The 25,551-nt window shown below is 55.6% G+C and carries 27 protein-coding genes, 2 tRNA genes and 1 pseudogene; 17 read left to right on the forward strand and 13 right to left on the reverse strand.

All coding sequences use genetic code 11. From position 1 onward, the window contains the following. Positions 1-2: 2 nt before the first annotated feature. From ACOSDR_RS16880 to ACOSDR_RS16920, 9 genes are all read left to right on the forward strand, one after another. Positions 3-497 (forward strand): UPF0262 family protein, encoded by a 495-nt coding sequence (locus ACOSDR_RS16880; protein ID WP_420725977.1) that lies wholly within the window; start codon positions 3-5, stop codon positions 495-497. 46 nt (positions 498-543) lie between these two features. Beyond that, positions 544-984, forward strand: coding sequence for an arsenate reductase ArsC (locus tag ACOSDR_RS16885; protein WP_420725978.1), 441 nt, complete (start codon positions 544-546; stop codon positions 982-984). A gap of 1 nt (position 985) precedes the next feature. Further along, positions 986-1,570, forward strand: a complete 585-nt coding sequence (locus ACOSDR_RS16890) for a Maf family protein (RefSeq protein ID WP_420725979.1) — start codon at positions 986-988, stop codon at positions 1,568-1,570. Positions 1,571-1,576: 6 nt separating this feature from the next. Further along, complete coding sequence (locus ACOSDR_RS16895) at positions 1,577-2,962, forward strand: ribonuclease E/G (protein ID WP_420731974.1); 1,386 nt, start codon at positions 1,577-1,579, stop codon at positions 2,960-2,962. Then, positions 2,959-3,177, forward strand: a complete 219-nt coding sequence (gene yacG, locus ACOSDR_RS16900) for a DNA gyrase inhibitor YacG (protein WP_420731975.1) — start codon at positions 2,959-2,961, stop codon at positions 3,175-3,177. Before ACOSDR_RS16895 ends, yacG begins: the two co-directional genes overlap by 4 nt. 126 nt (positions 3,178-3,303) lie before the next feature. Continuing rightward, positions 3,304-3,379 (forward strand) — tRNA-Phe (locus ACOSDR_RS16905). A 739-nt stretch (positions 3,380-4,118) separates the two neighbouring features. Continuing rightward, entirely contained in the window at positions 4,119-5,786 is a 1,668-nt protein-coding gene (locus ACOSDR_RS16910) for a peptidoglycan-binding domain-containing protein (RefSeq protein WP_420725982.1), read from the forward strand. Next, entirely contained in the window at positions 5,783-6,379 is a 597-nt protein-coding gene (locus ACOSDR_RS16915) for a hypothetical protein (protein WP_420725983.1), read from the forward strand. Before ACOSDR_RS16910 ends, ACOSDR_RS16915 begins: the two co-directional genes overlap by 4 nt. Positions 6,380-6,637: 258 nt before the next feature. Then, positions 6,638-7,735: a hypothetical protein gene (locus ACOSDR_RS16920; protein WP_420731976.1), complete on the forward strand. Its 1,098-nt coding sequence runs from the start codon at positions 6,638-6,640 to the stop codon at positions 7,733-7,735. Here ACOSDR_RS16920 and ACOSDR_RS16925 read toward each other — a convergent pair. Next, positions 7,732-8,664, reverse strand: coding sequence for a hypothetical protein (locus ACOSDR_RS16925; protein WP_420731977.1), 933 nt, complete (start codon positions 8,662-8,664; stop codon positions 7,732-7,734). The two genes, ACOSDR_RS16920 and ACOSDR_RS16925, sit on opposite strands and share 4 nt — an antisense overlap. 21 nt (positions 8,665-8,685) lie before the next feature. Further along, the gene (locus ACOSDR_RS16930; protein WP_420731978.1) at positions 8,686-9,291 is read right to left on the reverse strand and encodes a hypothetical protein; all 606 of its coding nucleotides are present in this window, start codon (positions 9,289-9,291) and stop codon (positions 8,686-8,688) included. A gap of 118 nt (positions 9,292-9,409) precedes the next feature. Between ACOSDR_RS16930 and ACOSDR_RS16935 the strand changes: the two genes are divergently transcribed. Then, entirely contained in the window at positions 9,410-10,213 is an 804-nt protein-coding gene (locus ACOSDR_RS16935) for a hypothetical protein (protein ID WP_420731979.1), read from the forward strand. Positions 10,214-10,249: 36 nt separating this feature from the next. On the opposite strand, the gene ACOSDR_RS16940 is transcribed toward ACOSDR_RS16935, so the two are convergent. After that, positions 10,250-10,582 (reverse strand): zinc ribbon domain-containing protein YjdM, encoded by a 333-nt coding sequence (locus ACOSDR_RS16940; protein WP_420731980.1) that lies wholly within the window; start codon positions 10,580-10,582, stop codon positions 10,250-10,252. Between the two features lie 176 nt (positions 10,583-10,758). On the opposite strand from ACOSDR_RS16940, the gene ACOSDR_RS16945 reads away from it, so the two are divergent. Next, positions 10,759-11,964, forward strand: coding sequence for a pyridoxal-phosphate-dependent aminotransferase family protein (locus ACOSDR_RS16945; RefSeq protein ID WP_420731981.1), 1,206 nt, complete (start codon positions 10,759-10,761; stop codon positions 11,962-11,964). Between the two features lie 16 nt (positions 11,965-11,980). Here the strand turns inward: ACOSDR_RS16945 and ACOSDR_RS16950 are convergent, their stop codons facing one another. The 7 genes from ACOSDR_RS16950 to ACOSDR_RS16980 all read right to left on the reverse strand — a co-directional run bounded on the left by ACOSDR_RS16950 (position 11,981) and on the right by ACOSDR_RS16980 (position 20,725). After that, positions 11,981-12,799 carry an FG-GAP repeat domain-containing protein gene (locus tag ACOSDR_RS16950; RefSeq protein WP_420731982.1) on the reverse strand — a complete coding sequence of 273 codons (819 nt, stop codon included), beginning with the start codon at positions 12,797-12,799 and terminating at the stop codon, positions 11,981-11,983. Positions 12,800-12,853: 54 nt separating this feature from the next. Then, the gene (gene phaZ, locus ACOSDR_RS16955) at positions 12,854-14,140 is read right to left on the reverse strand and encodes a polyhydroxyalkanoate depolymerase (protein ID WP_420731983.1); all 1,287 of its coding nucleotides are present in this window, start codon (positions 14,138-14,140) and stop codon (positions 12,854-12,856) included. 99 nt (positions 14,141-14,239) lie between these two features. After that, positions 14,240-15,820 (reverse strand): phosphoglycerate dehydrogenase, encoded by a 1,581-nt coding sequence (gene serA, locus ACOSDR_RS16960; RefSeq protein ID WP_420731984.1) that lies wholly within the window; start codon positions 15,818-15,820, stop codon positions 14,240-14,242. A gap of 4 nt (positions 15,821-15,824) precedes the next feature. Continuing rightward, a complete protein-coding gene (locus ACOSDR_RS16965) occupies positions 15,825-16,976 on the reverse strand; it encodes a phosphoserine transaminase (RefSeq protein WP_420731985.1) in 1,152 nt (383 codons plus the stop codon). 157 nt (positions 16,977-17,133) lie between these two features. Beyond that, positions 17,134-17,811 carry a gamma-glutamyl-gamma-aminobutyrate hydrolase family protein gene (locus ACOSDR_RS16970; protein WP_420731986.1) on the reverse strand — a complete coding sequence of 226 codons (678 nt, stop codon included), beginning with the start codon at positions 17,809-17,811 and terminating at the stop codon, positions 17,134-17,136. Continuing rightward, complete coding sequence (locus tag ACOSDR_RS16975) at positions 17,808-18,818, reverse strand: amidoligase family protein (protein ID WP_420731987.1); 1,011 nt, start codon at positions 18,816-18,818, stop codon at positions 17,808-17,810. Before ACOSDR_RS16975 ends, ACOSDR_RS16970 begins: the two co-directional genes overlap by 4 nt. A 50-nt stretch (positions 18,819-18,868) precedes the next feature. Beyond that, positions 18,869-20,725: an SLC13 family permease gene (locus tag ACOSDR_RS16980; protein ID WP_420731988.1), complete on the reverse strand. Its 1,857-nt coding sequence runs from the start codon at positions 20,723-20,725 to the stop codon at positions 18,869-18,871. Positions 20,726-21,014: 289 nt separating this feature from the next. On the opposite strand from ACOSDR_RS16980, the gene ACOSDR_RS16985 reads away from it, so the two are divergent. After that, positions 21,015-21,257, forward strand: a complete 243-nt coding sequence (locus ACOSDR_RS16985) for a hypothetical protein (RefSeq protein ID WP_420725999.1) — start codon at positions 21,015-21,017, stop codon at positions 21,255-21,257. Positions 21,258-21,389: 132 nt separating this feature from the next. Then, entirely contained in the window at positions 21,390-21,902 is a 513-nt protein-coding gene (locus ACOSDR_RS16990; RefSeq protein ID WP_420731989.1) for an invasion associated locus B family protein, read from the forward strand. Positions 21,903-21,906: 4 nt separating this feature from the next. On the opposite strand, the pseudogene ACOSDR_RS16995 reads toward ACOSDR_RS16990, so the two are convergent. Further along, positions 21,907-22,074: pseudogene (locus ACOSDR_RS16995) on the reverse strand (NADPH-dependent 7-cyano-7-deazaguanine reductase QueF); the annotation flags it as partial. 233 nt (positions 22,075-22,307) lie between these two features. Between ACOSDR_RS16995 and ACOSDR_RS17000 the strand changes: the two are divergent. Together ACOSDR_RS17000 and ACOSDR_RS17005 are read left to right on the forward strand one after the other, a co-directional pair. Further along, on the forward strand, positions 22,308-22,691 hold the full coding sequence (locus ACOSDR_RS17000) for an Ltp family lipoprotein (RefSeq protein ID WP_420731990.1): 384 nt from the start codon (positions 22,308-22,310) through the stop codon (positions 22,689-22,691). A gap of 271 nt (positions 22,692-22,962) precedes the next feature. Further along, a complete protein-coding gene (locus ACOSDR_RS17005) occupies positions 22,963-23,163 on the forward strand; it encodes a hypothetical protein (RefSeq protein ID WP_420731991.1) in 201 nt (66 codons plus the stop codon). A gap of 4 nt (positions 23,164-23,167) precedes the next feature. On the opposite strand, the gene queF is transcribed toward ACOSDR_RS17005, so the two are convergent. Both queF and ACOSDR_RS17015 read right to left on the reverse strand, forming a co-directional pair. Further along, positions 23,168-23,635, reverse strand: a complete 468-nt coding sequence (queF, locus tag ACOSDR_RS17010; protein WP_420731992.1) for a preQ(1) synthase — start codon at positions 23,633-23,635, stop codon at positions 23,168-23,170. Between the two features lie 61 nt (positions 23,636-23,696). Beyond that, a tRNA-Thr gene (locus ACOSDR_RS17015) sits at positions 23,697-23,771 on the reverse strand. 122 nt (positions 23,772-23,893) lie between these two features. Between ACOSDR_RS17015 and ACOSDR_RS17020 the strand changes: the two genes are divergently transcribed. Together ACOSDR_RS17020 and murA are read left to right on the forward strand one after the other, a co-directional pair. After that, the gene (locus tag ACOSDR_RS17020) at positions 23,894-24,058 is read left to right on the forward strand and encodes a hypothetical protein (protein ID WP_420731993.1); all 165 of its coding nucleotides are present in this window, start codon (positions 23,894-23,896) and stop codon (positions 24,056-24,058) included. 216 nt (positions 24,059-24,274) lie between these two features. Then, positions 24,275-25,549 carry a UDP-N-acetylglucosamine 1-carboxyvinyltransferase gene (gene murA / locus ACOSDR_RS17025; RefSeq protein ID WP_420732032.1) on the forward strand — a complete coding sequence of 425 codons (1,275 nt, stop codon included), beginning with the start codon at positions 24,275-24,277 and terminating at the stop codon, positions 25,547-25,549. The last annotated feature ends 2 nt before the right edge of the window (positions 25,550-25,551 follow it).

Consider the following 25,551-nt stretch of genomic DNA (forward strand, 5'->3'; position numbering starts at 1 on the left):
CGATGAGCGACACTAGTTTCAACGACGCGACCGATAAGATTGTTGCCCTGACGCTGGACGAGAAAAGCGTCGTGCGCCGTGCTGTTGAGGTGGAGCATGAGCGCAAGGTCGCGATGTATGACCTGTTGGACATGAACCGGTTCCGGCCCATTGGCGATTATGTCGGTCCCTATAAGGTGCGCCTGGCGATTGAGGATGGCAAACGGGTGCTGTTCCAGATCGATGACGAGGGTGATGCGCATCTGACTACGGTTTCGCTGCCGCTATCACCGTTTCGCAGCATCGTCAGGGACTATTTCCAGATCTGCGAAAGCTATTATGACGCGATTAAGAAACATTCCCCCAGCCAGATCGAAACCATCGATATGGCGCGGCGCGGGTTACATAATGAGGGCGCGGAGGTTTTGGTCGATGCCCTGAAAGATAAAATTGAGATCGATAAAGCGACCTCTCGGCGGCTGTTTACGCTGGTCTGTGTCCTGCATATTCGCGGTTAACGGATAAAAGGGGCGAGGCGAAACAGAGATCAGGGAAGGGGCGCGCATGATATTCTCAGCCGACGACCTGCCTGATGCGGTGATGTTCTGCTGCACAATGAATTCTATTCGCTCCCCCATGGCCGAAGGATTGTTGAAGAAAATGCATGGCACGAAAATCTATGTCGACAGCGTCGGCGCCCGCAGTGGGGAGCTGGACCCGATGATGGTCGAAGTCATGGCCGAAATTGGCGTTGATATGTCCAAGCACACCGCCAAGACCTTCGATCAATTGGAAGATACCTTCTTTGACGCGATCATTGCCCTGTCCCCGGAAGCCCAGCACCATGCGGTTGAATTGACCCGCACCATGGCCTGTGAGGTCGTGTTCTGGAACACATTCGACCCGTCCATCATTGAAGGCAGTCGTGAACAGAGGCTTGACGCCTATCGCCAAGTGCGCGACCAGATCCATCAACGTCTCTTAAAAACTTTCCCGGTATCCTGATTTGAACGCTAAACCAAAGTTGATCCTGGCTTCTGCCAGCCCCCGCCGTCTTGATTTACTGGCCCAGATCGGGATTGTGCCTGATGCTGTGCATCCGGCGGATATCGACGAATCTGCCCAGCGGGGAGAATTGCCGCGGCCCCATGCCGCCCGCCTGGCATTGGAGAAAGCGCAAGCGGTCGCTGCCGGTCTGGACGACTCCGCCGCCATTCTGGCCGCCGATACGGTGGTGGCACTGGGGCGTCGAATCCTGCCAAAGGCAGAGGATGAAAAGACCGCGCGGGAGTGCCTGCAGCAATTATCTGGTCGCCGTCATACGGTATATGGCGGTATCGTGCTGATCGCCCCGGATGGAACGGTCAAGACGCGGATGGTTGAAACTGCGGTTGTTTTCAAACGTCTGCATAAGACAGAAATTGCCGCCTATCTGGCCTCTGGCGAATGGCAGGGCAAGGCAGGTGGCTATGCCATTCAGGGGCGCGCTGCTGCCTTTATACGCCGGATTAACGGATCTTATTCCAATGTGGTCGGTCTTGGCCTGTTTGAGACCGCAGCGCTCTTAACATCTATCGGATTTGAGGATTAACGACCTATGACGGGCGCAGCAGAAATATACATTGAAGGAAGCCCCGCAGAGCGCCGGGCCGGGCATCTGGATGCCAATGGCCTGGCCCTGGGGCTGGATATTGAGCGTGTGACCCGTCCCCGTCTGATCGGCGCAATCTTCCTGGCGCGGGTGAAGGCTGTTGATAAGCGCCTGGGCGCGGCCTTCCTGGATCTGGGCGCGGCGGGGATTGGCCTGTTGTCCAAGGCAAAGGATATCACCGAGGGGGAGGCCGTCCTGGTCCAGATCACCCGCGATGCCCATGACGATAAGGGGCCAGCGGCCGTACGTCAGCCTGTTCTGTGGGGCCGCTATCTGGGCCTCCAACCGGGTCGCGGCGGCGGCCTGCAATGCGCCAGGGCCCTGGGTCAGGGGAAGCACCGGGCCGAGGCCCTGGCAGCCGCTGAGAGCGGGATAGCCGATCCCACGGACCTGATCCTGCGCGGGCCATCCTGGACCGTCAGCGGTGCGGAATTGAAGGCGGAGGCAGACCGATTGCGCGCAACCTGGGCGGACATTCAGGCCAGGGCAAAGACGGAGAAAGCGCCCGCCCTGTTGCTGCCCACAACCCCGTTTATTGAGACCATGCTGCGCGATGCGGGGCCTGAGGCACGGGTTGCCCTGGATGATCGGTTGGACTTCGCGACGGCGGAAAAGCTGTGTGCGGAATACTTCCCGGACTTGTCTGAGGGATTGGCCTTCCACAATGACCCTGCGCCGATTTTCGATGCGTCGGGGCTCAGCGATATTCTTGAACAAGCGCTGGGGGCAGAGGTCACCTTGACCGGCGGGGGTCGCCTTACCATCGAACAGACCAGGGCCTTAACGTCAATCGATGTTGATATGGGCGCGGGAGAGGCGGGGGCCTCCACCAAGGATGAGGCGATCCACCGCCTGAACCGCCGTGCCTCAGAAGAAATCGCACGCCAGATTATCCTGCGCCGCCTCAGTGGTCTGATCGTGATCGATTTCGCGGGCCTGACCGGGCGTGGCAAGATGAAGACATTCCTGGATATCCTGCGCAGTCGGTTGAAGAATGCGGAGACGCACAGCGATGTTCTGGGAATATCACCCTCGGGCCTGGTAGAAATCACCCGCCAGCGTATGGGACCCAGCCTGGCCGATCTATGTCTATCGCCGGTGGCCTATCCCCCAGCGGCCCCCGATGCACTGGCAGCCGATGCCTTGCGCCGGGCGTTGCGGTTGCAAGGGGCCGGAAAGCCGGTTGTTGCCCTGCCGGACTCAGCGGCTGCCGTGCTGAATGGCAATATGAAGGCGGCACGGGAAGCGTGTGAGAAGCGCCTCGGCCAGCCCTTGATCCTGAAACCCGGTGCCGCCAAATTGGATGTCAGATTGGAGCGTGATCCCGCATGATGGACCCTGACAGACCCCGCATCGACAAGCATAACAAACAGAAATGCCCGATCTGTGGCAAACCCTCGGCCACCGATACCAAGCCGTTTTGTTCCGGGCGCTGTCAGGATGTGGACCTGCACCGCTGGCTGGGCGGCGTCTATCGCATCGAAACGGACGAGGGCCCCAATGACGCGGTCTCCGGCGAGGACCCGGATCGCACCGATCAGGACTGAGAATATCAGGTGCTTAAGGGCGAGGACATTTTCACGCCTTTGCTCCAAACAAGGCTTGTCAGACCGGTGCAATTCTCATAGAACCCTCTGCATTCCGGTGGAACAAGACCGACCCACCAAGCGCGTGCCCGGGTAGCTCAGTCGGTAGAGCAAGCGATTGAAAATCGCTGTGTCGGCAGTTCGATTCTGTCCCCGGGCACCATTTTTTTTAAAATGGTGCCCTTTGTTTAGATGATAGGTTCGAACGAAGTTTGAACCGGCGCACCATTTTTCACTGAATCATTGTCATACCTGGTCACGCCCGCGCAGGCGGGTATACAGGGCCACAGGCACAAAACTAAACCCGCCGCCCTGGATCCCGGATCAAGTCCGGGATGACATAGTATTAGCCAAATGCGCCCTCACCCTGAGGGGCGCAGCGTCTCGAAGGGTGGCCTTCCTGTAACCACCCCACTTACAGCCCCTCCTTCGAGACGGCGCTAACGCGCCTCCTCAGGATGAGAATGGACCCCTAAACCGTCGTCTCTCCCGCGCAGGCGGGAGTCCAGGGCTACAGGCACCAATCGCGCTTGTTGCTCTGGACCCCGGATCAGGGTCCGGGGTGACGAAAAAGTGCACGCTTCTGCCTCTCTGGGTCCTCTGCGCCTTCTAAGCGTCCTTTGCGGTAAACCTTCAAGAGCGGCAAGGCTCACACCCTCGTCTCTCCCGCGTAGGCGGGAGTCCAGGGCGGCCAGCGCATACGAATATGATACCGCAATAAATCAAACATTTCAATAATTTATACATTAATTTATAATTTGTTCTTTTTATATATTGACAATTTTTAGTTTTTTGTAAAATAATATGCAACTTCTGTAACGCATGGTGTGACAGATGCCGTTTTGAAGAGAAGGGCAGGGGGTCTTTCTCATACTACAAATTGGAACAAAAGTGGGGTAAATATGTTTGGTTTCAAATTGAACAACGTCTTGCGGTCGTCCTCTGCCGCCAATGGCGATGATGTGCTGAATATGAAACAAGGTCTGAACAAGCTGGGCCATTATGAGGCGCCCGCCTATGGCATGACACCATACCCAGACACGCCAATGTTCGATGGGATGAAGGCGTTTCAGAAAAGGAATGGCCTGACGGTTGACGGCTATGCCCGACCGGGCGGCCCGACGGAGAAGACGCTCAATTCCCATCTTGCAAACACGGCACATGATTTGGTCCAGAGGAAGGATCTGAACCAGTATGAATATCCCGACAAGTCCAAACGCCCTGGGAAGGTTTCCACTTTATTTGCCTATGATCCAGAACTGACGGACCCTTTTTACACGCCAAAGCCTAAGGTTAAGACAGCCATCCAGAAAGTTGACTGGAATGGCCGCCCGCTGCGTCTGGGGGGCGGCGTGGGGCAGGGGCAGGTCAATCGGGGCCAGGATGTTGTCGGCTTGAAGAATGCGCTGGCCTGGACCGGCCATTACCCGGTTGAAAAGGCCCATCTAGGGAACCCGACGACCGACGAAGATCTGAATTGGGGGCTGAGAGGCTTTCAACGGGACTTCGGCCTGAAGACCGACGGTTTCTCTCGTCCGGGCGGAGAGACCGAGGTGCGACTGAACGACCTGATCTCTCCCTTGATCAAGAGGGCCTCGGCGACGACAAGCGAATTTCGACCAGATGAACCGACAACTGGCGCCAATCTGCTGATGCAGACTGGAATGAGTACCGATGCCAGAACGGAGGATGCAAAGTCTGGCTCGGTGCAAGTGTCGGACGCTTCGGGCTATCGACCATCAGGGTGGCAAAATCCAACGAAATGGGCGTTGGAGGAGGCGGGAAAACAGACTCAAGGCGCAGCGGAGGAGTTGGTTGGCGATGTCAAGCACGCGGCGAATGAAGTCGGGGATAGAGTGAGAGGTGGCGCCCTGGATGCGGCCGAAGGCGTACTGCGCCTCGGTGCCGACGCGGGCCGCGCCGCTGGCCTGGACAACGCCGCCGACAACCTTGATCACTTCCTCGACGGAACCGGAAAAGATCGCACTTACTCCCGAGACAAAGCCCGTGAACGCCCCTTCATCCGAGAGGCGGAACAGAAGAATCAGGAACGGTTCGTGGATAGCCTTACAAGAGATAAAACAGTTGCTTTGGACGACGGCACGACAATAAAGTACAACTATCGGCAGCAACTTTTAGGCCTGAAGGATGGAGATGTGCGTCAGATAGTCCCGCAAAAGCCTAAAGGTGCATTTGGGTCAGCTGACCGTTGGACAAGAAACACCTCAACGTTTGATCATGTTTTGGAAGGAAACCTCGATGAGGCGCTTGCATTTGGAACGAACAAAGTGTCTTCGGATATCAAAGACGGTTTTACTGCTTCTAGACATGGTGACGCATTAACTGTTACCGGCGTCATCAATCATAACTGGAATGATCGATATGACTTTGATGGAGAATCATCTCCCGATCCAATAATGAACGCACTAACAGATGAAGGTCGGGCGGCAGAGTACGATAGTAAAGCTGCTTGGGCTCAGAAGATGACAGTAAAGTTTCGAATTGTCGGTGGGGATTTAGTCCAAGAGAATGTCGAATGGCAGGATTTAGAACCTGAGTACGGTCCGTGAAAAACCCCTTCTTGATCCTCAAACGAAGTGCAGTCGCGATTATCGTGATCGCTCTTGTTTATGTTGCGTGGGGGCCGGTCTGGCGCGGCATGAGTTGGGCCGCTTGGAACTGGATTGAGGTCGATTTTATTGCGACATGTCGTGTCTTTGAACATGATTTTCGCGAGAAGAATAACGACTTCGAACTTCTATACGGCCTGTATTCCAAGGAATTTCTGCGAGAAGTTGCACTTTTATGGGACGAAAGATATCCAGATATAGAACTCCAAGTTCGTAAGGACGGGACATTGGCGGTGCCCCTTGGATTCTATCTGCCGTACGCGGATCCATTTTGGTCAAAATTCACAGGCAGCGGTGCGGAAGTGGGGGGACGCGGCTACATTGTATCCGCACAAGCAGCCTACAGGATTTTCCATCGTCGCCTCTTGGACGGTCAAAACATGTCCGATTTTCGGCAATATGCAGAACGCGTTCGGGATTGGGAGGTATCTGATCAACAGAGCAAACTACACTCAGACACATGCGGGTTCATGGAGGAGGTCATCACGGTGGGCGGCAAGCTTGCATCGGATGATGCCGATACCCTGCAGTGATGAGACGATTTCTGGGATTTGGCGCAGGGCCATTCTGAACGTGTAAACCTGACCTGACATGAAGATCCCTATAAGCCCAAGCGCCCTGCGAAGGCGTCCGCTCCATTTGCCTATGATCCAGAACTGACGGACCCTTTTTACACGCCAAAGCCTAAGGTTAAGACAGCCATCCAGAAAGTTGACTGGAATGGCCGCCCGCTGCGTCTGGGGGGCGGCGTGGGGCAGGGGCAGGTCAATCGGGGCCAGGATGTTGTCGGCTTGAAGAATGCGCTGGCCTGGACCGGCCATTACCCGGTTGAAAAGGCCCATCTAGGGAACCCGACGACCGACGAAGATCTGAATTGGGGGCTGAGAGGCTTTCAACGGGACTTCGGCCTGAAGACCGACGGTTTCTCTCGTCCGGGCGGAGAGACCGAGGTGCGACTGAACGACCTGATCTCTCCCCTGATCCAAAAAGTCTCAGCCAATGCTGCCGAACCTCGCTCTGCCGCGCCCACTTTTGATGCGCCTGAGGCAAAAGTGGCGGCAGCGAATTCTCCTGACCCATCAAACACCCCGAGCCCAGTGCAACTTGCACAGGCACAAACTGCACCCTCTGGAAATGCAGGGGCTCCAGGAACAAGCCCAAGCACGCTGCCACGGATACCAACTTATAAGGGACCTTCCGGCACCCCCTCAACGCGGGTGACGCAATCCGATTGGATTGGTTTTCATTCCGCATTAGATGCGCAGGGGATTACAGATCCCCTGGAGAGAGAAATCTACGGTTCTATATATTCCGCAGAAGGTGGGGGAAAGCGCGATGGCACCACGGTCGCTGGGATCACGGCTGATACGCTTAACAAGTTTCAAGAACGTGTAAAACTAGACCCTAAACTGAAATGGGTAGGCCCTCGCCTCCAAGCGGCTGGTATAAAGCCTGGAATGACCCCTGATCAGCTTTCATCGGAACAGCAAGTCGCCTATTACAAGATTTATATAGACAGTGCTGTCGGTCCATCTAAAGCATCGGATGGAAAAATCAGTGGTGCAGAAGTCTTTAAAACTACGATTGGAGACAAGAGCACAGTCATCGCCGTTGCGGACACCGTGTTCCGAGAAGGAGGGCCAAACGGCACAAAACTAATCCAAGAGGCAATAAACAAGACTTATCCGGAGCAAGGTCGCCAGAAATCTGTGGTTGAAGATTCAATATTGGGGTCCGAGTCGCTCAAAGCGATGGGCGACTTGGCAAAGGACCCAGCGACACGGAAACAGTTCATCGACAATTTGATGGATGGTAGGAGTGCTTTCCGCGCCACGGATCCCAATATTAATGGCGAGAATGCGCGACTGGATAGTTATCGGCTTCCCTAAAAGCGAGACTTCATCCCGGGTAGAACGGATGGATAGACTTGTGCGTACCATTCATCCAGCTTGGGCCAGGGCTTACCTGATGAGCCCTGTTGCCCCACGTCGAAAAAATTCCCGACATACCACTCCTCTTTGTCCGGGCGTTTTCGGGCAAATAATACTTCGGCTTCCAAAGTGCCATCCCAGCACTGTGACAACGGACTATTGTTCCGGGGGTAAAGAGGGATGTCATCCGTTTTATTTTTTGAAAGCAATGGGCTTTGAGTCTCGCATATCACCATGAAAGCAATGATAGCAGTATCATCAGGCCGAAGATGAAATAAATTGCCCCCCCAAAGGTGGTAGGGAAGATCAGGATCAATCAGCCAGGTTCGATCAACAACCCGCTGGTCAGTTTTATAGTAGATCATCCAGTTGTCGGGATCAAAGCCTGGTCCAGTGAACGTTGCAATGCCAACCCCAGGTTTGCCAGGATAATTCTGCAATGCATGGCAGATTGGGTGATTGAAGACCTCTTCCGCGTCGGTTTCGGAGGGCCATCCAGCGTCGAGATCGGACCAGGCACCGCAGGCCATCATGGTGTCGACTAGGCATTGTGGGGAGCGCAGTTTACCAATGCAGGCGCTGGAGAACTTCTTGCCGTCCCCCGATACAAAGTTCCACCCGTCGCCCGGTGGTGTACCAACCGGATAGCGTCCATCAAACTCCGTTGGCCACCCCCCGATTTTGCCATTTTGATTTAAAGGTGTGTCTTCTGCCCAAGACACAGACAGCCCAATGCATTGAACCAACCCGATCAGGAACAGAGCAAGGCAGGTACGTCCAAGTGTCATCGTCATACTTCCTATGATTGCAGGCAGGTCATCTTTGCAAAAGTATCTTCCGGTGTGAACATAAAACTGTGCTGAGGGATCAATCGCCAAAGATGCCATAGCGACTTCTCCAAAAACGGGTTAGAACTTTCCCCTATAGTCTTCGCGCTGGGCCATCACCCGTTTCAGAACCTCTTCATAGACTTTTGAGAGCATGTTGTTATGAAACGACTGAAAGAAGTGGCCACAGGATGGAAAGGAACAGGCCCGGTGTTCATTATAGAGGCTCCAATACAATCCTCCTATAGCGTAACGGGTCTGGTTCATCTTTCCTTCAATTTCACTCCGGGTCATAGAGTTTGGATCGATAAAGTCCGATGCGTAGTCAATGATAGCATTTTCTAAACACAAAGCGGTATCGAGATGACCAGCCCGTATTGCTTCCGTGTTTGGTTTTGATCGAAGTTCAAGCGAGATCGCCCAGCAATGTTCAATGATTTCATCTGCCGTTAGGTCCGGCAGTGGCTCATCAGCGGAGGCAGGTATCGTAGAAGCGCACAGGTTCATTAGAAACGCGGTGAGGATGGTAATACGTCTGAAGGTCAATGGTTGGGTTCCAAGACTAGTAAGACTGCGCCGGAAGGATTGCAGGAAGAGTGTAGGCTGCTTTGCAAAACCTGTCACCCGGCCCACATACGGAAAGATGGTGTTTTGAGCAGGATAGAGCTTTAGTCTCTGTTGCCACATTGCAGACTGATCCGTCCTTAGAGGCTGATGTCGTTCATGATGCCATCGAACCCACCGTGTCATGGGATCAGTGCGGGTGTTGATGTTGACGTGTTTTCTCGACGGGGAGAAAGGGTGAATGAGTTGCAATAACGTTCTGAGGCAGCAAACCAAGCGTCTTAAGATTTCAAACACACTGGGTGCTGCGACGCTGGCTATTGCAGCGATGTTTCAGCCAGCGCCAGATAAGGCACTTGCCGAACCCCCGCCAGACCCCGATGCGCGGATTATGTCGGATATGTTCTTTCGGTATATACCAGAAGGGACGGTTGCAGATTGCCTTGTAACCTTCACCTATGACAAAAGTCGGTCAGATCCAGATGCTGACTTTTCCGACTTGGGGAAATTCGTTTTTCAAGCTGTGTTCGACTTTGCCCGGCATGACGATTTTCGTGTGATTGGTCAAATGTCAGGGCGGGAACAATACGAAAGTTATATCTTCCCTTCAGATTGCGCAGAGTCCACCTCGAAGGCTCAAGCCATTGCGGATCGAGCAAACACGATGCAAAGCGAAGTTCACATTGTTTTGACCACCCCAGATGCCACGCTTCTTGCAAATTTTGGAGATCGTCCGATGTGGGAGTGGGAAGGCTTCAAACCAGATGAGTTGAGACTTCGTAAAGCAGCGATGGCATCGCCTTGCCGTTCTGATGGCTGGCGTCACGTCGCCTCATGGTACTCAAACGAGTCGACCCAATCGCCTATCGATAAGAATAGGAAGAGTGATCTTTTAAACCGCTCCAAATTAATGTCCGCTCTTGCGGCTGTCTTGGCGGGTGCAGACATGTCCAAAACCGTTTCCTCGGCTTATGACTCAGCCAAAGAGCAGGCTTTCGTTGAGGCAATGCTTTACGCACAACTCTCTGCAACAGAATGCGATTAGTTGAATGAGAGACACAAGCGTAGTGCGGTCCTTGCTTTAGCTCTTCTTCACGAATTCGGATTTCAGGCCCATGGCACCGATGCCGGGGATTTTGCAGTCGATGTCGTGATCGCCCTCAACCAGGCGGATGTTCTTAACCTTGGTGCCGACCTTAACGACAGAGGACGAGCCTTTGACCTTCAGGTCCTTGATGACCGTGATGGTATCGCCATCCTGTAATTCATTGCCATTGGCATCGCGCCAGACTTTTGATGCGCCGGTGCTGGCATTGGCGGACCATTCATGGCCACATTCCGGGCAGTTGAAGAGGCCTTGAGCCTCATAGGTGTAAGTGGACGCACAGGCGGGGCAGGGGGGCAGGTCGCTCATAAGATCAGATTTCCGATATAGAAGATGAGATTGAGGGTCTCTATAGCGGCATTCGCCTGCGGTTGACCACCCGGTCGGGCAATAGGTCGCAAGGGTCGTTCTGTTGAGATTGACCAACGGCATAATTGGAGTAGGAATAGCCTGTTCTTCCATACCGGGTTTTTCAGGAGCATCCCATGGTGATTGAGCGTGGATTTCAGTTTTTGTTGAGCCCTGGTCCGACGCCGGTGCCTGATCGCATTCTGAATGCGATGCATCGTCAGTCCGTGGACTTTTCCGGTCCTGAATTCATTGCCCTGTGTGACGCGGTTTTTGAGGATGTGAAGGCGATTTTCCAGACCAAAGGGATCGTGCATCTGTATGGGGCCAATGGTCATGGGGCCTGGGAAGCGGCATTAAGCAATATTCTTTCACCCGGCGACACTGTGCTGATCCCGGAAGTGGGTGTGTTCTCAGAGGCTTGGCGAGCGATGGCGCAGGCCTTGGGGCTGGTCTGTGAAACGGTTCCAAACAGCTGGCGCAAAGCCATTGATGCGAATGCGATTGAAGCGGTTCTGCGCGCGGATAAAGCTCATAAGATCAAGGCCGTGCTGTTCGTGCATGTCGATACCGCCACCAGCCTGAAAAGCGATGTGCTGGCGGCGCGCAAGGCGATTGATGCGGCAGGGCATCCGGCCTTGTTCTGTGTCGATACGATTGCCTCTCTTGGCACGACGGCCTTTCCAATGGATGACTGGGGCGTGGATGTCACGGTCGCGGCGTCTCAGAAAGGGTTGATGATGCCTGCAGGCTTGGCGCTGGTCGCGGTCAATGACAAGGCAATGGCGGCGGGTAAGTCAGCAAAGATGCCCCGCCGCTATTGGGATTGGCAGGAACGGGTCGCGGGTGAGCATTATCAGCGATTCTGTGGCACGGCGCCCGAACATCACATTTTCGGATTGCGCGAAGCCCTGAACATGATTGCGGAAGAAACCCTGGACGGTGTGATTGCGCGCCATGCAAGGCTGGCGCGATGCGTTAGGGCGGCGGTTTCTGTCTGGTGCGAGGCAGGGGGCATGCGCTTCAATGCAGAAAATCCGGCTGATCGCGCGGATTCAGTCACGGCCATTCTGACGCCAGAGGGGATTGATGCAGAAGAAATCCGTGCCACAGGCCGGGACATGAACCTGCATATCGGGTCCGCCATTGGGCCCTATCGGGGCAAGGGCTTCCGCATTGGTCATATGGGTAATATTAATGAGCCGATGATCCTGGGCGCGCTGGCGGGGATTGAAACCGTGCTGCGCCGCCATGGTGTGCCTTTGGGTCAGGGTGCAATGGATGCCGCAATCGCGTCCCTGAACAGCCCTGTTGCTGATACCCTGTCTCAGGCTGCGGAATAGCCCCGACAACACGATTTCAATCGGTCGAATGCAGGGCTTTCTCTTTTTTCTTTGCCTTTTCGGCGGGATTGTAGGGTCGGGTGATGGTTTTTGTCAGGCCGCCGCGCAGTGGGATTTTGACAAAGTTACCCATTAATTCCAAACGTCCCGTGATCTCCCGGCGCATCCGATAGGTTTCGCCCTCTGTGAAGGTATCCCCGATCATATAGACTGGTACGATATCGGTGTGGTTCTGGCGGGGTAGCAACAGGTCCATCACGCCATCGCCATTCCAATCGACCGTTAGCGCAATGTTGAGCATCGTTGATCCAATTTTGTGGGTGGAATAGCCAGATTTTCGGCCCCGCTCGACAATCTTTGGTGAGGTGCCATCCCAATGATACAGGATCAGGATGCCCCCGATATGTGGGGTTTGTATGACTGCGATATCCGGGTTGCCATCCCCATCATAATCCGCAACCCCCGCCGGGTTCAGCCATCGATTGGAAGTGCCGATGGGGGCTGCTTCTGCCAGGGGTACCAGCGTATCGTCCTGGATGCCATACAGGGCAATAGTGGACCCGCTGGTCAGGTAGGATTTGATTGTCAGGATTTCCAGTTGCCCATCGCCATTGGCATCAACAAGGCGCGGCGTCAGATCCTCAAATACGCTGTCATCGGGCAGGTCATAGCGATAGGTCTTGCCGTCCCGCTCTGCAATCAGGCTTCCGGCCTCAATCGCATCATCCAGAATACCATGGGCATAGCGTTCTGTCGGTTCGGCATACCACGCCCGCAGGCCGGTTGCTTCCGCGACACCGCCGCCGGGCAGGCGCTCTTGGGCCACTGCTGTCATGGGCAACAGTATCACCATGAGGATGAAAGGTAAGACTGACTTCATACGCCAAGCTTAAGCAGCGTTTTGCTGTCCGTCACTTGCTTCTTTTGCAGGTTCGGTCTTCATCGCCTCAATCTTCCGAATGAAGCTGCCGATCCGGGGGCAGATATCTTCGCGCCAGCGCCGACCGTTGAAGATGCCATAATGCCCGACATTCTTCTGCAACATATGATCGCGCAGAGACTCCGGGATATTGGCACAGATATCATGAGCGGCTTCGGTCTGATCCGGGGCGGATATGTCGTCCAATTCCCCTTCAACCGTCAGCAGGCCAACCGTCGTGATTGCCTCTGGCTTCACCAGGCGATCATTCCACATTATCGTTCCCGTGGGCAGGGAATGGCGTTTGAAGACATGCTCTACCGTTTCCAGGAAGAAATCCGCATGCACATCGGCAACAGACATGTATTCATCATAGAAAGCCTGTGTCCGCTCGGCAGACTCATCGTCACCTTTGCGCAACTGATTGAACATTTTCACATGCGCGCCCGCATGGCGGGCCGGGTTCATGGACCAGAAGGAATGAAGCTGTAAAAAGCCAGGATAAACCTTGCGATTAGCACCGGGATAGCGGGCCGGCACGCGGTGGATCATGTTGCGTTCGAACCATGCCATTGTGCGGTTTTCCGCAACGCGGGTGACAGCCGTTGCCGCCGCCCGTGTGTCGATGGGACCGCCCATCAGAATCATGCTGGCGGGCAGGGTGGGGGATTTTTCTTCTGCCAACAATGCGACAGTCGCCAGGACCAGCGGGGCTGGCTGACAGACTGCCATGATATGGACAGGCGCGTCGCTTTCCTGATGCAGATGGGACAGGAAATCGCGCAGATATTGAATATAGGTGTCGACGCCAAAGCGCCCTTCCTCAACCGGAATATCAGCGGCATCGCGCCAATCTGTGATCCAGACATCGTTTTCAACGATCAGGGCGCGCACGGTATCGCGCAGCAAAGTGGCATGGTGACCGGACATCGGGGCCACCAGCAGAATCCGGGGCTGACCCTTGAACTTTGCAGGCTTGCTGAAATGAACCAGATCGCCAAAGGGCGCTTCCAGGTCTGGTTCGATGGTGACAGGCACATCCTGGCCGTCAATTTCAACGGTGTCGATCCGCCATTCCGGCTTGCCACGAATAGCAATAAGACTTTCCAGCACTGTGGAGCCTGCGGCCAACATCCGGCCAACGGGAGTCCAGCTCATCGGGTGAAACGGGCTGTCGAAGGTGATGCGCGTTGCTTCCGCCATCCACCGAAGCGGCATTAGCGCGCGAGACCGCGCATCATGGAATGAATAGAGCATCAGGTGTCCTTAGTAACGATTAGAACGGTCCCTATGATATAGGTTTATGCTGCAGGTGCGAAAGGAAAAAATATTATCCTGAAATAACAGCGCTTTACCTCAGAAAGTGAGGGATTTTATCTGTTTGATCTGTGGCAGTTCCTGAAGTTTTGTCAGCAGGTCCGGTGTCAGGGCCTCATCAATTGAAATCAGCGCGATGGCATCGCCGCCGGCATCCGCCCGGCCCAGATGGAATGTGGCAATATTCACCCCGGCATCGCCCAGAATGGAGCCAATGCCCCCAATCAGGCCCGGCTTATCATGATTGGTGATATACAGCATATTGGGGGACAGTTCTGCTTCTATTGCAATGCCCTTGATATTGACCAGCCGCGGCAGTTTCCCGCCAAACAGCGTGCCCGATACGGATCGTGTAAACCGTTCTGTTGTCAGGGTCAGCCGGATCAGGGTCTGGTAATCGCCGGGGCGGTCATGAATGACTTCAGACACGTCTATGCCGCGTTCCCGGGCAAATACCGGGGCATTGACCATGTTAACCGCTTCGGAAAAGGGCTTCATCACCTCCGCCAGGGCCGCCTGAACCAGGGGCTTTACATTCAGCTTGGCGACATGGCCTTCAAATTCCATCGTAATCGCTTTAATCGCTGATTCGGTGACTTGCCCGGCAAAGGCCCCCAATTGACAGGCCAAAGCCATGTAGGGCTGAAGGCGCGGGGCGTCTTCGGCAGAAATTGAAGGCATATTCAGCGCATTGGTGATCGCGCCGGTCAGCAGGTAATCTGACATCTGCTCCGCGACCTGCAGGGCGACATTTTCCTGGGCCTCTTCTGTCGCAGCACCCAGATGCGGGGTGGCAACGACATTTTCCAGGGCAAACAGCGGATTATCCCGCGCGGGTTCCTCAACAAAGACATCCAGGGCGGCCCCGGCAACCTTGCCGCTTTCCAGGCCGTCTTTAAGTGCTTTTTCGTCAACAATACCGCCCCGCGCGCAGTTGATGATGCGAACGCCTGTTTTGCATTTTTCCAGGGCGGCGGCGTCAATCAGATTGCGGGTTCCATCGGTCAGTGGGGTATGCACCGTGATGAAATCGGCACGACCCAGCAATGTGTCCAGATCAACTTTTTCGACCCCCAGATCACGGGCGCGCTGGGGCGATAGGAAGGGATCAAAAGCCACGACCTTCATTTTGAGGCCCTGGGCGCGGTCTGCAACGATGGCACCGATATTCCCGGCCCCGATCAGACCAAGGGTTTTGCCAAACAGCTCCACCCCCATGAATTTGGACTTTTCCCACTTCCCGGCCCGGGTGGATGCATCGGCGGCGGGGATTTGGCGGGCCAGAGCCATCATCATGGAAATGGCATGTTCTGCTGTGGTAATGGAATTACCAAAGGGCGTGTTCATCACCACCGTGCCAAAGCGGGTGGCGGCGGCCAGATCGACATTATCGACGCCAATGCCCGCGCGCCCGACGACCTTTAACCGGCCATTCCCTGCCGCCAGCACAGCGTCTGTCACCTTTGTGGCGGACCGGATCGCCAGGCCGTCATAATTCCCGATGCGGGTCAGCAAGTCTTCAGCGGACAGGCCTGGCTCAAAATCAACCTCGATCCCCCGCTGACGAAAGATATCGACGGCGCGGTCGCTTAACTTATCGGAAATCAGGACTTTCGGCATGGGGTCAGCCTTCCTTTGTGATCATGGCATAGGCCCAGTCGAGCCAGGGCATCAGCGCAGCGGTGTCGCTGGCTTCCACAGTGGCACCGCCCCAGATCCGCAGCCCGGCCGGGGCATCGCGATAGCCATTGATATCCTTTGCGACATTCTCCTTGTCCAACAGGCTTGCCATCCGCTTGGGGGCCGTGGCGCGGGCTTCCCCCTCCAGCGGGCACAGGTCTGACAGTTTCAGGCAGATCGACGTGTTCGAATAGGTGGCGGGGTCCACTGGCAGGAATTCGATCCAATCGGTCTTTTCAACCCAGTCCTGAATGACCGCCAGATTGGCCTGGGAGCGGTCGATCATGCCCTGTGCACCACCAACGCTTTCTGCCCAGCGCAGGGCGTCCAGCGAGTCCTCAACACACAGCATAGAGGGCGTATTGATGGTTTCCCCGATGAAAATCCCGTCGATAAGTTCACCGCCCTTGGTCATGCGGAAGATCTTTGGCATTGGCCAGGTGGGTGTATGGGTCTCCAGACGCTCAACGGCGCGCGGCGACAGCACGATCATGCCATGGGCCCCTTCACCGCCCAGAACCTTCTGCCACGACCAGGTTGTGACATCCAGCTTGTCCCAGGGCAGGGACATCGCAAAGGCCGCAGAGGTCGCATCACAGATCGTCAGTCCACTGCGGTCCTCAGCAATCCAATCCGCATTAGGGACACGCACCCCACTGGTCGTGCCGTTCCAGGTGAAAACGATATCCCGATCCTTTGCCGTTTTGGTCAGGTCCGGCAGAAGGCCATAATCTGCTTCAATGGCCTGGACATCGCTCAATTTCAATTGCTTGATCACGTCACTGACCCAGGTTTTGCCAAAGCTTTCCCAGGCCAGCATATCAACGCCGCGCGGCCCTAACAGGGACCACAGTGCCATTTCCACCGCGCCGGTGTCTGACGCAGGCACAATCCCTATTCTGTAGTCTGCCGGAATGTCCAGAATGGCGCGTGTGCGGTCAATGACCTCTTTCAGCTTTGCCTTTCCTGGACCGGATCGATGGGATCGCCCGACCAGGGCATCTTTCAGCGCGTCAGGGCTCCATCCCGGACGCTTGGCGCAGGGGCCAGAAGAGAAATTGGGATTAGCGGGGCGGGTATTTGGTTTCTGGGTCACAGGCGGGGTCTCCAAGGACGGGCAAGGCGGGATCGTTGCTGATGACTGTCACGGGCAAAACCCTCATGCCAATCAGCTGCGCGAAAGCTAGGCACGCCGTGGCGCGTCGTCAATGCCCAATGTGTCGCAAAATAAGGAAAATATGTCGCATATATTCTCAGCGCTGTATCGCCGCGATCAAGGCCTTATACAGGCGCAGTTGGGCTGGCTTTTGTGGCATATATTCTGGATGCCATTGGACGCCGACCATGAATCGATCCCCGGTATGTTCAATCGCCTGTGTCACCCCCCGCGGGTCCTGGGCGACGATACGCATCCCATCGCCAGGGGCGTTGATCGATTGGTGATGCAGACTGTTCACCCGCAGGGATGACCGCTGAAGGATGGATTGCAGTTTTGTATTTTCCTGGACAGTAATGCTGAGTTTCGGGAAGACGGTTCGAATGCGTGGCAGGTCCGGATAATGGGTATAAATATCCTGAATCAGGTTGCCACCACGCCATAGGGCCAGCATTTGCGCGCCCCGACAGACGCCCAGAATGGGCAATGGCTGGTCTGTGGCCGCTTCCAGCAGCGCGCGCTCTAATGCGTCCCGTTCCGGGTCGTACCTGATTTTCAGATCCAGGGTGCCGCCATACAGGGTCAGGTCGATATCGTCTCCTCCCCCGATCACCAAACCATCCAGACTTGAAATACAGTCTTTCGGGTTCGGGACACGCGATGCCGTCAGCCGCTTGGCCCGGCCCCCGGCTCGCCAGATCGCCAAGCGCTGAAATTGCCAGGAACGCCATCCGCGCAAGTGACTGGTCGTGACCCCGATGATAGGGCGCGTCATGGGCAATAGGCCTTCGCCAGGTCAGTAGAAAAGACTTCGACGTCATCTGTCAGGGGAAGCGGGGACAGGTCCTGAAAAGATTCACATGCCTTATCCAACCCATCAGAATCCGCAGCAAGGCGTTCAACTGTCACCCAGCGTGACCACTCTGCAAGTGGCCCCGCCTCCTGGCCACTGAACAGCGCATTTGGCAATCGCCAATGATAGGCGGGTCGTGCCTTGATGCGTGGGTCATCCACGGCGCCAGAAACCCGCGCCGCACGCAGATGACTAAACAGGGGTAACATGTCCAATTCGCGGTTTCGCGTTGGATTGAAAGACAGATAATCACCAATCATTGCATTCAGATCCGGCGTGTAATCTGGGGCGCATACCCGCTTGATATAACTTGACGGGAAGGGGTCTATATAGGGGAAAATCCTTCTGGTTCCGTCAACTTGTATAGCACTTCTCAACCAGGGGCTTAATAACAGATAGGCCTTTAGTGTCGGCAATATATGCCCAACGGTCGTGCCGCTGGTTTCCACATTCATGTGCAGTCCAAAGGCATACAGCAAACCTTCATCGGTTCCAGCCGCCCCAGCCTTGTGCAAGGCGCGATAAAGATCTTCTATTTGGTTCAGCTCCGTCCAGGGAATGGGGGGGCAAACCACTTCGCACGGTATCAGGTCCCCGCCCAGATCACCGATCAACCGGCTGGCTTCGGTATCCAGGTCCCGCAGCCAGTTGGCCATTTCGGAAAGCCAGGGCTTGCGCTTTTCGACATCACTCAGCTTCTCATTTGGATGTGCGTATTGAGCATCCAATTCGACCAGGAAAACCCCATGGCGGCCTTCCTGAATTTCATAGCGATGGGGATCTACTTCGACCACTTTTCCGCCAAATCGCTGTGTGACAAGCGTGGCAGCATCGCGTGGTTTTAAGGCGGCGAATTCGATTTCAATTCCCACACGCCGATCCTGTATGCCGTCAGAGGTGCGACAGGGGGGGGCGAGGGCGGATTTCATGGTTTGGTTCACTATCATCTCTGCACCATCTTACAGAATGTGCTGGTGATTTAAAGATCGAACCAGAAGGGCGCAAACAGGCTAAAGGCCAGCCAGCACAAGATCAACAAGGGTGCGCCAGCCTTCAGAAAGTCCTTAAACTTATATCCGCCAGGGGCCATGACCAGAAGGTTTGTCTGATATCCAACCGGGCTGGCGAAGGAACAGTTAGCGGCAAAAACCACTGCAACTGCAAAGGCTTCCGCTGGAACGTTAATGGTGTGCGACACAGCAACCGCAATCGGGGTGAACAGAACCGCCGTGGCCTTCGTCGATAGCACATTGGCCAGAATTGCCGTCAGCAGAAAGAAGCCGGACAGGACAATAGCGGGGCTTGTTCCGCCCAGCACATAGACCAGCCCCTGAGCCAGGAAACTCGCCCCGCCACTTGCCTGCATCGCAGCGCCCAGCGCCAGGGCCGCGGCGATCAACAGAATGATCTTATGGTCAATGGCCCGGATCGCTTCTTCTGCTGTCATCGCACCACAAATCACCATCGCCGCCGCCCCGGTCAGGGTGGCAACCTCTGTCGGCAGAATGCCGGTTGCTGCGGCGGCAATCGTGGCCAGGAAGATCGCCCCGGCGCGTTTCGCGTGATGCGGCTGGGGCAGGTCTTCGGCAGACCATTCCATCAAAACCACTTCCTGGCTGCCGCGCAGGGCCTCAATATCCGACCGGCGCCCTTGGATCAGGAGAATATCGCCTGGCTCCAAAGGGATTTCAGTGGGTCTGGTGCGTGCCATGCGGCTGCGCCGTTCCACCCCCAGCACGACACAGTCATGGCGATATCGAAACCCGATCGTATCCAGTGTCCGCCCCACCATGCGGGATGCCGGGGTGACCATGACTTCCGCCACCGACTGCGCGCCTGATTTCCAGGGGGCATCGGCATCAATCATGCGGGCAAGACCGCTGCGCATCATGATGTCGGGGGTGATCGCACCGGGATTTTCCTTATGAAACTGCAACAGCCGGTCGCGTGTCGCCGCAACGATCAGCACGTCATCGGGCTGTAGCGGGATTTCATCATAAGGGGGAAGGCGAACCTCGCCTTCGCTCTCAACCGACAGAACCGTGATATTGTTCAATTCTGGAAAGAATCCGGCAGAAGGCGTCATGCCGTCCAGTTTGCCATGATGTCGCACAGTGATCTGTGCTTTGAACTGTTTTGCCTCGCGTTGCGATGCCTCAATCTTGCTGGCGCGCTCCGGCAACAGCTTGGGCAGGATGAAAACAACATAGACCATGCCGACTGCAGCTACGACCAGTCCGGGAACCGTGAAGCTGAAAAAGCTAAATCCGGGCTCCCCCAACTCGATCATCGCGCTGGACACCAACAGGTTGGTGGACGATCCGACCAGCGTGGTCATGCCCCCCAGAATAGCCGCGAAGCTGAGCGGCATCATATATCGGCCAGACGGTCGGTCTGAGCGTACCGCAAGGGCCTGCATGATCGGTATGAACAGGACGACAACGGGAATATTGTTCAGCACCGCCGAGACACTGCACACCATCAACAGCGTCAAACCAATGGCGGCAATCGGGCGTCCCTGAGATACGGCATTGACCAGTTTCGCAGCACTGTCCAGCGCGCCTGTCCGGTTCAATCCTTCGCCCAGAATCAGCAGCGCCAGCACCGTCAGCATGGCCGGATTGGCAAATCCGGTCAGCAGGGATTTTGCGCTTAGCAGGTTCTTCCCGTCCGGGCCTGGAACCGGCAACAGGTGGAACACCACCATCAGCGCACAGATCACCGCCAGCGACGTCACCTCCAGCGCCAGCTTTTCCGTGGCATAGAAGTATAGGGCACCCCCAATAAGAATGAAGACCAGGATCATTTCCAGCGTCTTCACATCGGTAAAATCCATAAACCAATTCCCCTTTGGGTCGTTCCTGGCGTGAATGCCATCGGCACGGCGCTGCACCTTAAAGCCTAGCGTTATGTCCCAGCATGGACAATCGGTACGATGCGGCCTGAAGTCCGTGAATGAAATCTATCGCATCCCGGAGCAAGGGTCGCATATTAGTCACTGGGTGTCGCATCTGGGAAATTTATATTGACCCAGCTTTGACTCCGTCTATCCTTTTATAAGCATCATCATGCCTTTCAGCTGTGCTGTATCGGGCAAGTGTGGTTAAGAATGGAAGGGGCCCCCAATGGCGAAGTTCAGAACGCATTTTGAATTGGATATCCAGGATATCGATTTCATCGAAGTGTCCCTGACCCGGCGTGTGGGTGATTTGACCCGCCGTGTCATGAATGCCCGTCAATCCGACTCGGAAGAGGGCACGAGTTCCGCTGACCTGATGCAGGAAATTCAGCAGATTCGCGGCCTGTTGGGGAAAATTCACGAACAGAAAATCTGGTTCGACCCGAAAGTCTATCAGCCACGCGGCTAGACGGGTCTCAACCCGCCCCGAATCCTTTTCCGGGGGTGGAATGCTGGTCCATTTTGCAAAGTGAGAGGCTTGGGTCCCCGGCACCATAAATGCTAGGGTGACGCATAGGTTCAGCAATGAGGATGGCACAGTATGGTTCGGTTGATGATTTGGGTTGTGATTGCTCTGCTGTCATTTTCCACGGCCCAGGCTCAAACGACGTCCACTGCACAGAAGGAACGTGTGGTTGGGCAATTCGGAGATTGGAGGATCCTTTGCGATTCCGCCGATAACAGCGATTGCTACATGGTCCAGAACGGGTCAGATGCCACTGGAAAACCCATCGTGGAATTTAGCCTGATCCGGCTGCAATCCGACCCCAATATTCCAGCCGGGGGTACGGTTATTGTGCCCTTGGGCACGGCCCTGCCGGAAGGGGTCGCCCTGCAAATCGATCAGGGGGAGCGGTTGCGCTATGTCTATGAATTTTGTGCCCCGGCGGGGTGTGTTGCCAATATGGCCCTGACCATTGAGCAGATTCAGTCGATGCAGGCGGGCGCGCGGGCAACCATCACTATTGCCAGGGCCGCCAACCCGGATACACCGATTGCGATCCCGATCTCGCTGAACGGGTTCACGGCTGCCTATAAGGCCTTGTCGCAGTAATCCTTCACCCGCGCCCGCGATAGGGGGGAACCCCCTGATCGGGGATCCAGACCCCTTCCGGGGCGGGCCCAGTCTGATAGAAGACATCGATGGGAATCCCGCCGCGCGGATACCAATATCCTCCGATGCGCAGCCAGACCGGTTGCAGGAACTCCACTAAGCGCCGCGCAATTCAGCACACGCGCCGCCCTTCAATGCCGTTAGCATGGCGAAGGACAAATGGGCACATATCAGCGCCTCGCTTTCTATATGTCTATTATTTCTCGCAAGCCATCAAAACCAAATCTATCGGGTTTAGCGCTTGGTGTGTTTACACGCGCCATACAATTATTCAGATTACAAGCTTGATTTTGAGTGGAATGAAAAATACGCTATGTTTATTAAAAATAGTAAATTGAGGATACTATGATTAAACTAACTGTTGGAGCTATTGCTCTTTTTACATTGATAGGCGCGTCAATTGTTTCAGCCCAGAATCTGACCGGCCCTCAGAAAAATGCTGTCAGGTCTGCAGAGTCTTATCTAAGAATCGGAGGGTTTTCTCGTGAAGGCCTTATACAGCAATTGGCGTCTTCATATGGTGACGGATATGAAGTTGCTGATGCCACGGTGGCGGTTGACAGCCTTTCTATTGATTGGAATGAGCAAGCAGTTAGATCGGCCAAACAATACCTAAGTATGATGGGTTTCTCATGCAACGGCCTAATCGAGCAACTTTCGTCATCTGTGGGTGGTAAGTTTACAAGAAGCCAAGCAACGCATGGAGCAGAACAAGCCGGTGCCTGTTGAGGCCTATGTGATTTACATACTACGTTGAGGTTTCTGGTGATTAACTTTTGATGAACCAAATCGAACGAAGGAACCCCCACCACGTTATGGCGTGTCAATTATCGCCAGCGACGCACGCAGCATAGCTGCCGTCAAGCATATTAGAGAAAGCGAAGCCCTGACGGGGCTAAATGAAACTTTCAAATCCCAAAACTAGTGCTTCAGAAGAACTTCGTCAAAAGCGTTAGCATTGTTGTAGCTGATTTGGGCCGTAGCTTAGGCCAAGGGAAAAGTGGCGTGCTTATGCGCGCACCACTGCCTCAGCTTCTTGGGCATCGTCGAATGGCAGTTTCAGAATGATCCACCCAACAGTCAGACAAGTTTCAAGGTAGAATTTGCAGCCTTTGCCAGGGCCGCCAACCCGGATACACCAATCGTGATCCCCATCTCGCTGAACGGGTTTACGGCTGCCTATAAGGCCTTGTCGCAGTAATCCTTCACCCGCGCCCGCGATAGGGGGGAACCCCCTGATCGGGAATCCAGACCCCTTCCGGGGCGGGCCCAGTCTGATAGAAGACATCGATGGGAATCCCGCCGCGCGGATACCAATATCCGCCGATGCGCAGCCAGATCGGTTGCAGGAAGTCCACTAGGCGCCGCGCAATGCTGACCGTGCAGTCCTCATGAAACGCCCCGTGATTGCGAAAGGCACCCAGATAGAGCTTCAGCGACTTGCTCTCCACCAGCCAATCGCCGGGCACATAGTCAATCACCAGATGCGCGAAGTCCGGCTGGCCCGTCATCGGACACAGCGAGGTGAATTCCGGTGCCACAAACCGCACCGCATAGGTAACCCCTTGCTGTGGATTAGCCACCCGCTCCAGCTCAGCCTCGTCAGGAGACCCTGGCAAAGCCACCTTCTGCCCCAATTGTGAAAGGTCTTTGTAGATATCATCGTTTGCCATGGGATCACCCAATCCATACCAGCCTAAATGGCCGATCCAAGAATACGAAAAGTGAGAAAAATGGTGCTGTCGCAGGGAATTGAACCCTGGACCTCTCCCTTACCAAGGGAGTGCTCTACCCCTGAGCTACGACAGCGTTATCGTGGCGGCGGGCGATGTCTCGCCCAAGCGGGGCGGTGTATGCCATAAGGTTCGGACCGGTGCAAGCGCTACGGACACGGACTTGACTCAACCGCCGCCACCCGGCATTTCCTGCGCATGGCGACAGACAACAAGACATCGGAACGAGAGCGCGCGCGCCTTCAGCGGCAGGCGGCGACCCTGCGTGCGAATTTGTTGAAAAGAAAGGCGCAACAACGCGCGAGACGCTTGGAAAACCAGGCCGAATCATCGGATGTTGAAGACGGGTCCAAAAACACCTGACTTTTGCCTTAGTCTCGCCTTTTGATATCAGCATTGTTCCCGAAGTAAGGGCTGACTGTTTCCGTCCTGAAACCCTGTCGATCCGCCTGTCTGGTTTATCCTGTCCTTTTGCCCAATTGAGAGGTTTGCATGTCCCCCCATGATCTAAATAATAGCCTGAATGAGTCGGCCCTGATGGCAGGGGTGCCGCATCCGGCAGAAGGAAAGACATCCGGCATGGACAAGGTTCGCATTATCGGCGGCACACCGCTGAAGGGGGAAATCCGGATCAGTGGCGCAAAGAATGCTGCCCTGAAACTGATGTGTGCGTCGATCCTGTCAGATCATGCCCTGATCCTGGACAATGTACCGCGCCTGGCCGATATCCGCACCACCGCGCAATTGCTGGACAGTCTGGGTATTGGCGTAAAGTTTGAAGCGCCGGAAGGGGAAGCAGGCGCACAGCGACTGACCCTAACGGCGGGCAGCCTGAACAACACGGTCGCCGATTATGACATCGTGCGCAAGATGCGGGCCGGTATCCTGGTGCTGGGGCCGCTATTGGCGAAATATCACAAGGCGCGGGTTTCTCTGCCCGGTGGCTGCGCCATTGGCACCCGCCCGGTTGATCTGCACCTGAAGGGGCTGACCCAGTTGGGGGCAGAAATCGAGTTGGAGAGTGGCTATATCGTCGCTGCTGCGCCCCAGGGGCTGGTCGGTGCGGATGTGACTTTCCCTTTTGTGTCGGTCGGGGCAACGGAAAACCTGATGATGGCGGCCACCCTGGCTAAGGGGCGCACGCAATTATTCAATGCGGCGCGGGAGCCGGAAATTGTTGATCTGGCCAATTGCCTGATCGCGATGGGGGCCCAGATCACCGGGGCCGGGACCGACCGCATTGTGATTGAGGGCGTTGATGCCCTGCACGCGGCACAGCACACGGTCATGGCCGACCGGATTGAGACCGGCACCTATGCGATGGCAATTGCCGCCACGCGCGGGGATGCGACCCTTGTGGGTGCCTTGCCGGAAACATTGGGCGCGGCGATTGAGGCGATGCAGGCCGCTGGGGTGATCATCGATGCCGTCCCCAATGGCATGCGCATCCGCTGTGGCGCGCTGGTTGGGACCGATGTGATGACGGAACCCTATCCGGGCTTCCCCACCGATTTACAGGCCCAGATGATGGCGCTGATGACGACCGCCCAGGGCGCGTCGATGCTGACCGAAACAATTTTTGAGAATCGCTTCATGCATGTGCCGGAACTCAGCCGCATGGGGGCCAATATCAATCTGCATGGGCGTTCTGCCATGGTGCGGGGCGTTACCCGCCTGACCGGCGCGCCGGTCATGGCAACCGATCTGCGTGCCTCTGTCGCCTTGGTGATCGCAGGACTGGTGGCTCAGGGGGAAACCTTTGTGAACCGCATCTATCACCTGGATCGCGGTTATGAGCGGCTGGATCTGAAACTGGCTGCCTGTGGGGCGCAAATTGAACGCATGGCGGGATAAGG

This window comes from Hwanghaeella sp. 1Z406 (genome assembly GCF_048892425.1).
In the GTDB taxonomy this organism is placed as follows: Bacteria; Pseudomonadota; Alphaproteobacteria; order UBA8366; family Aestuariispiraceae; genus Pacificispira.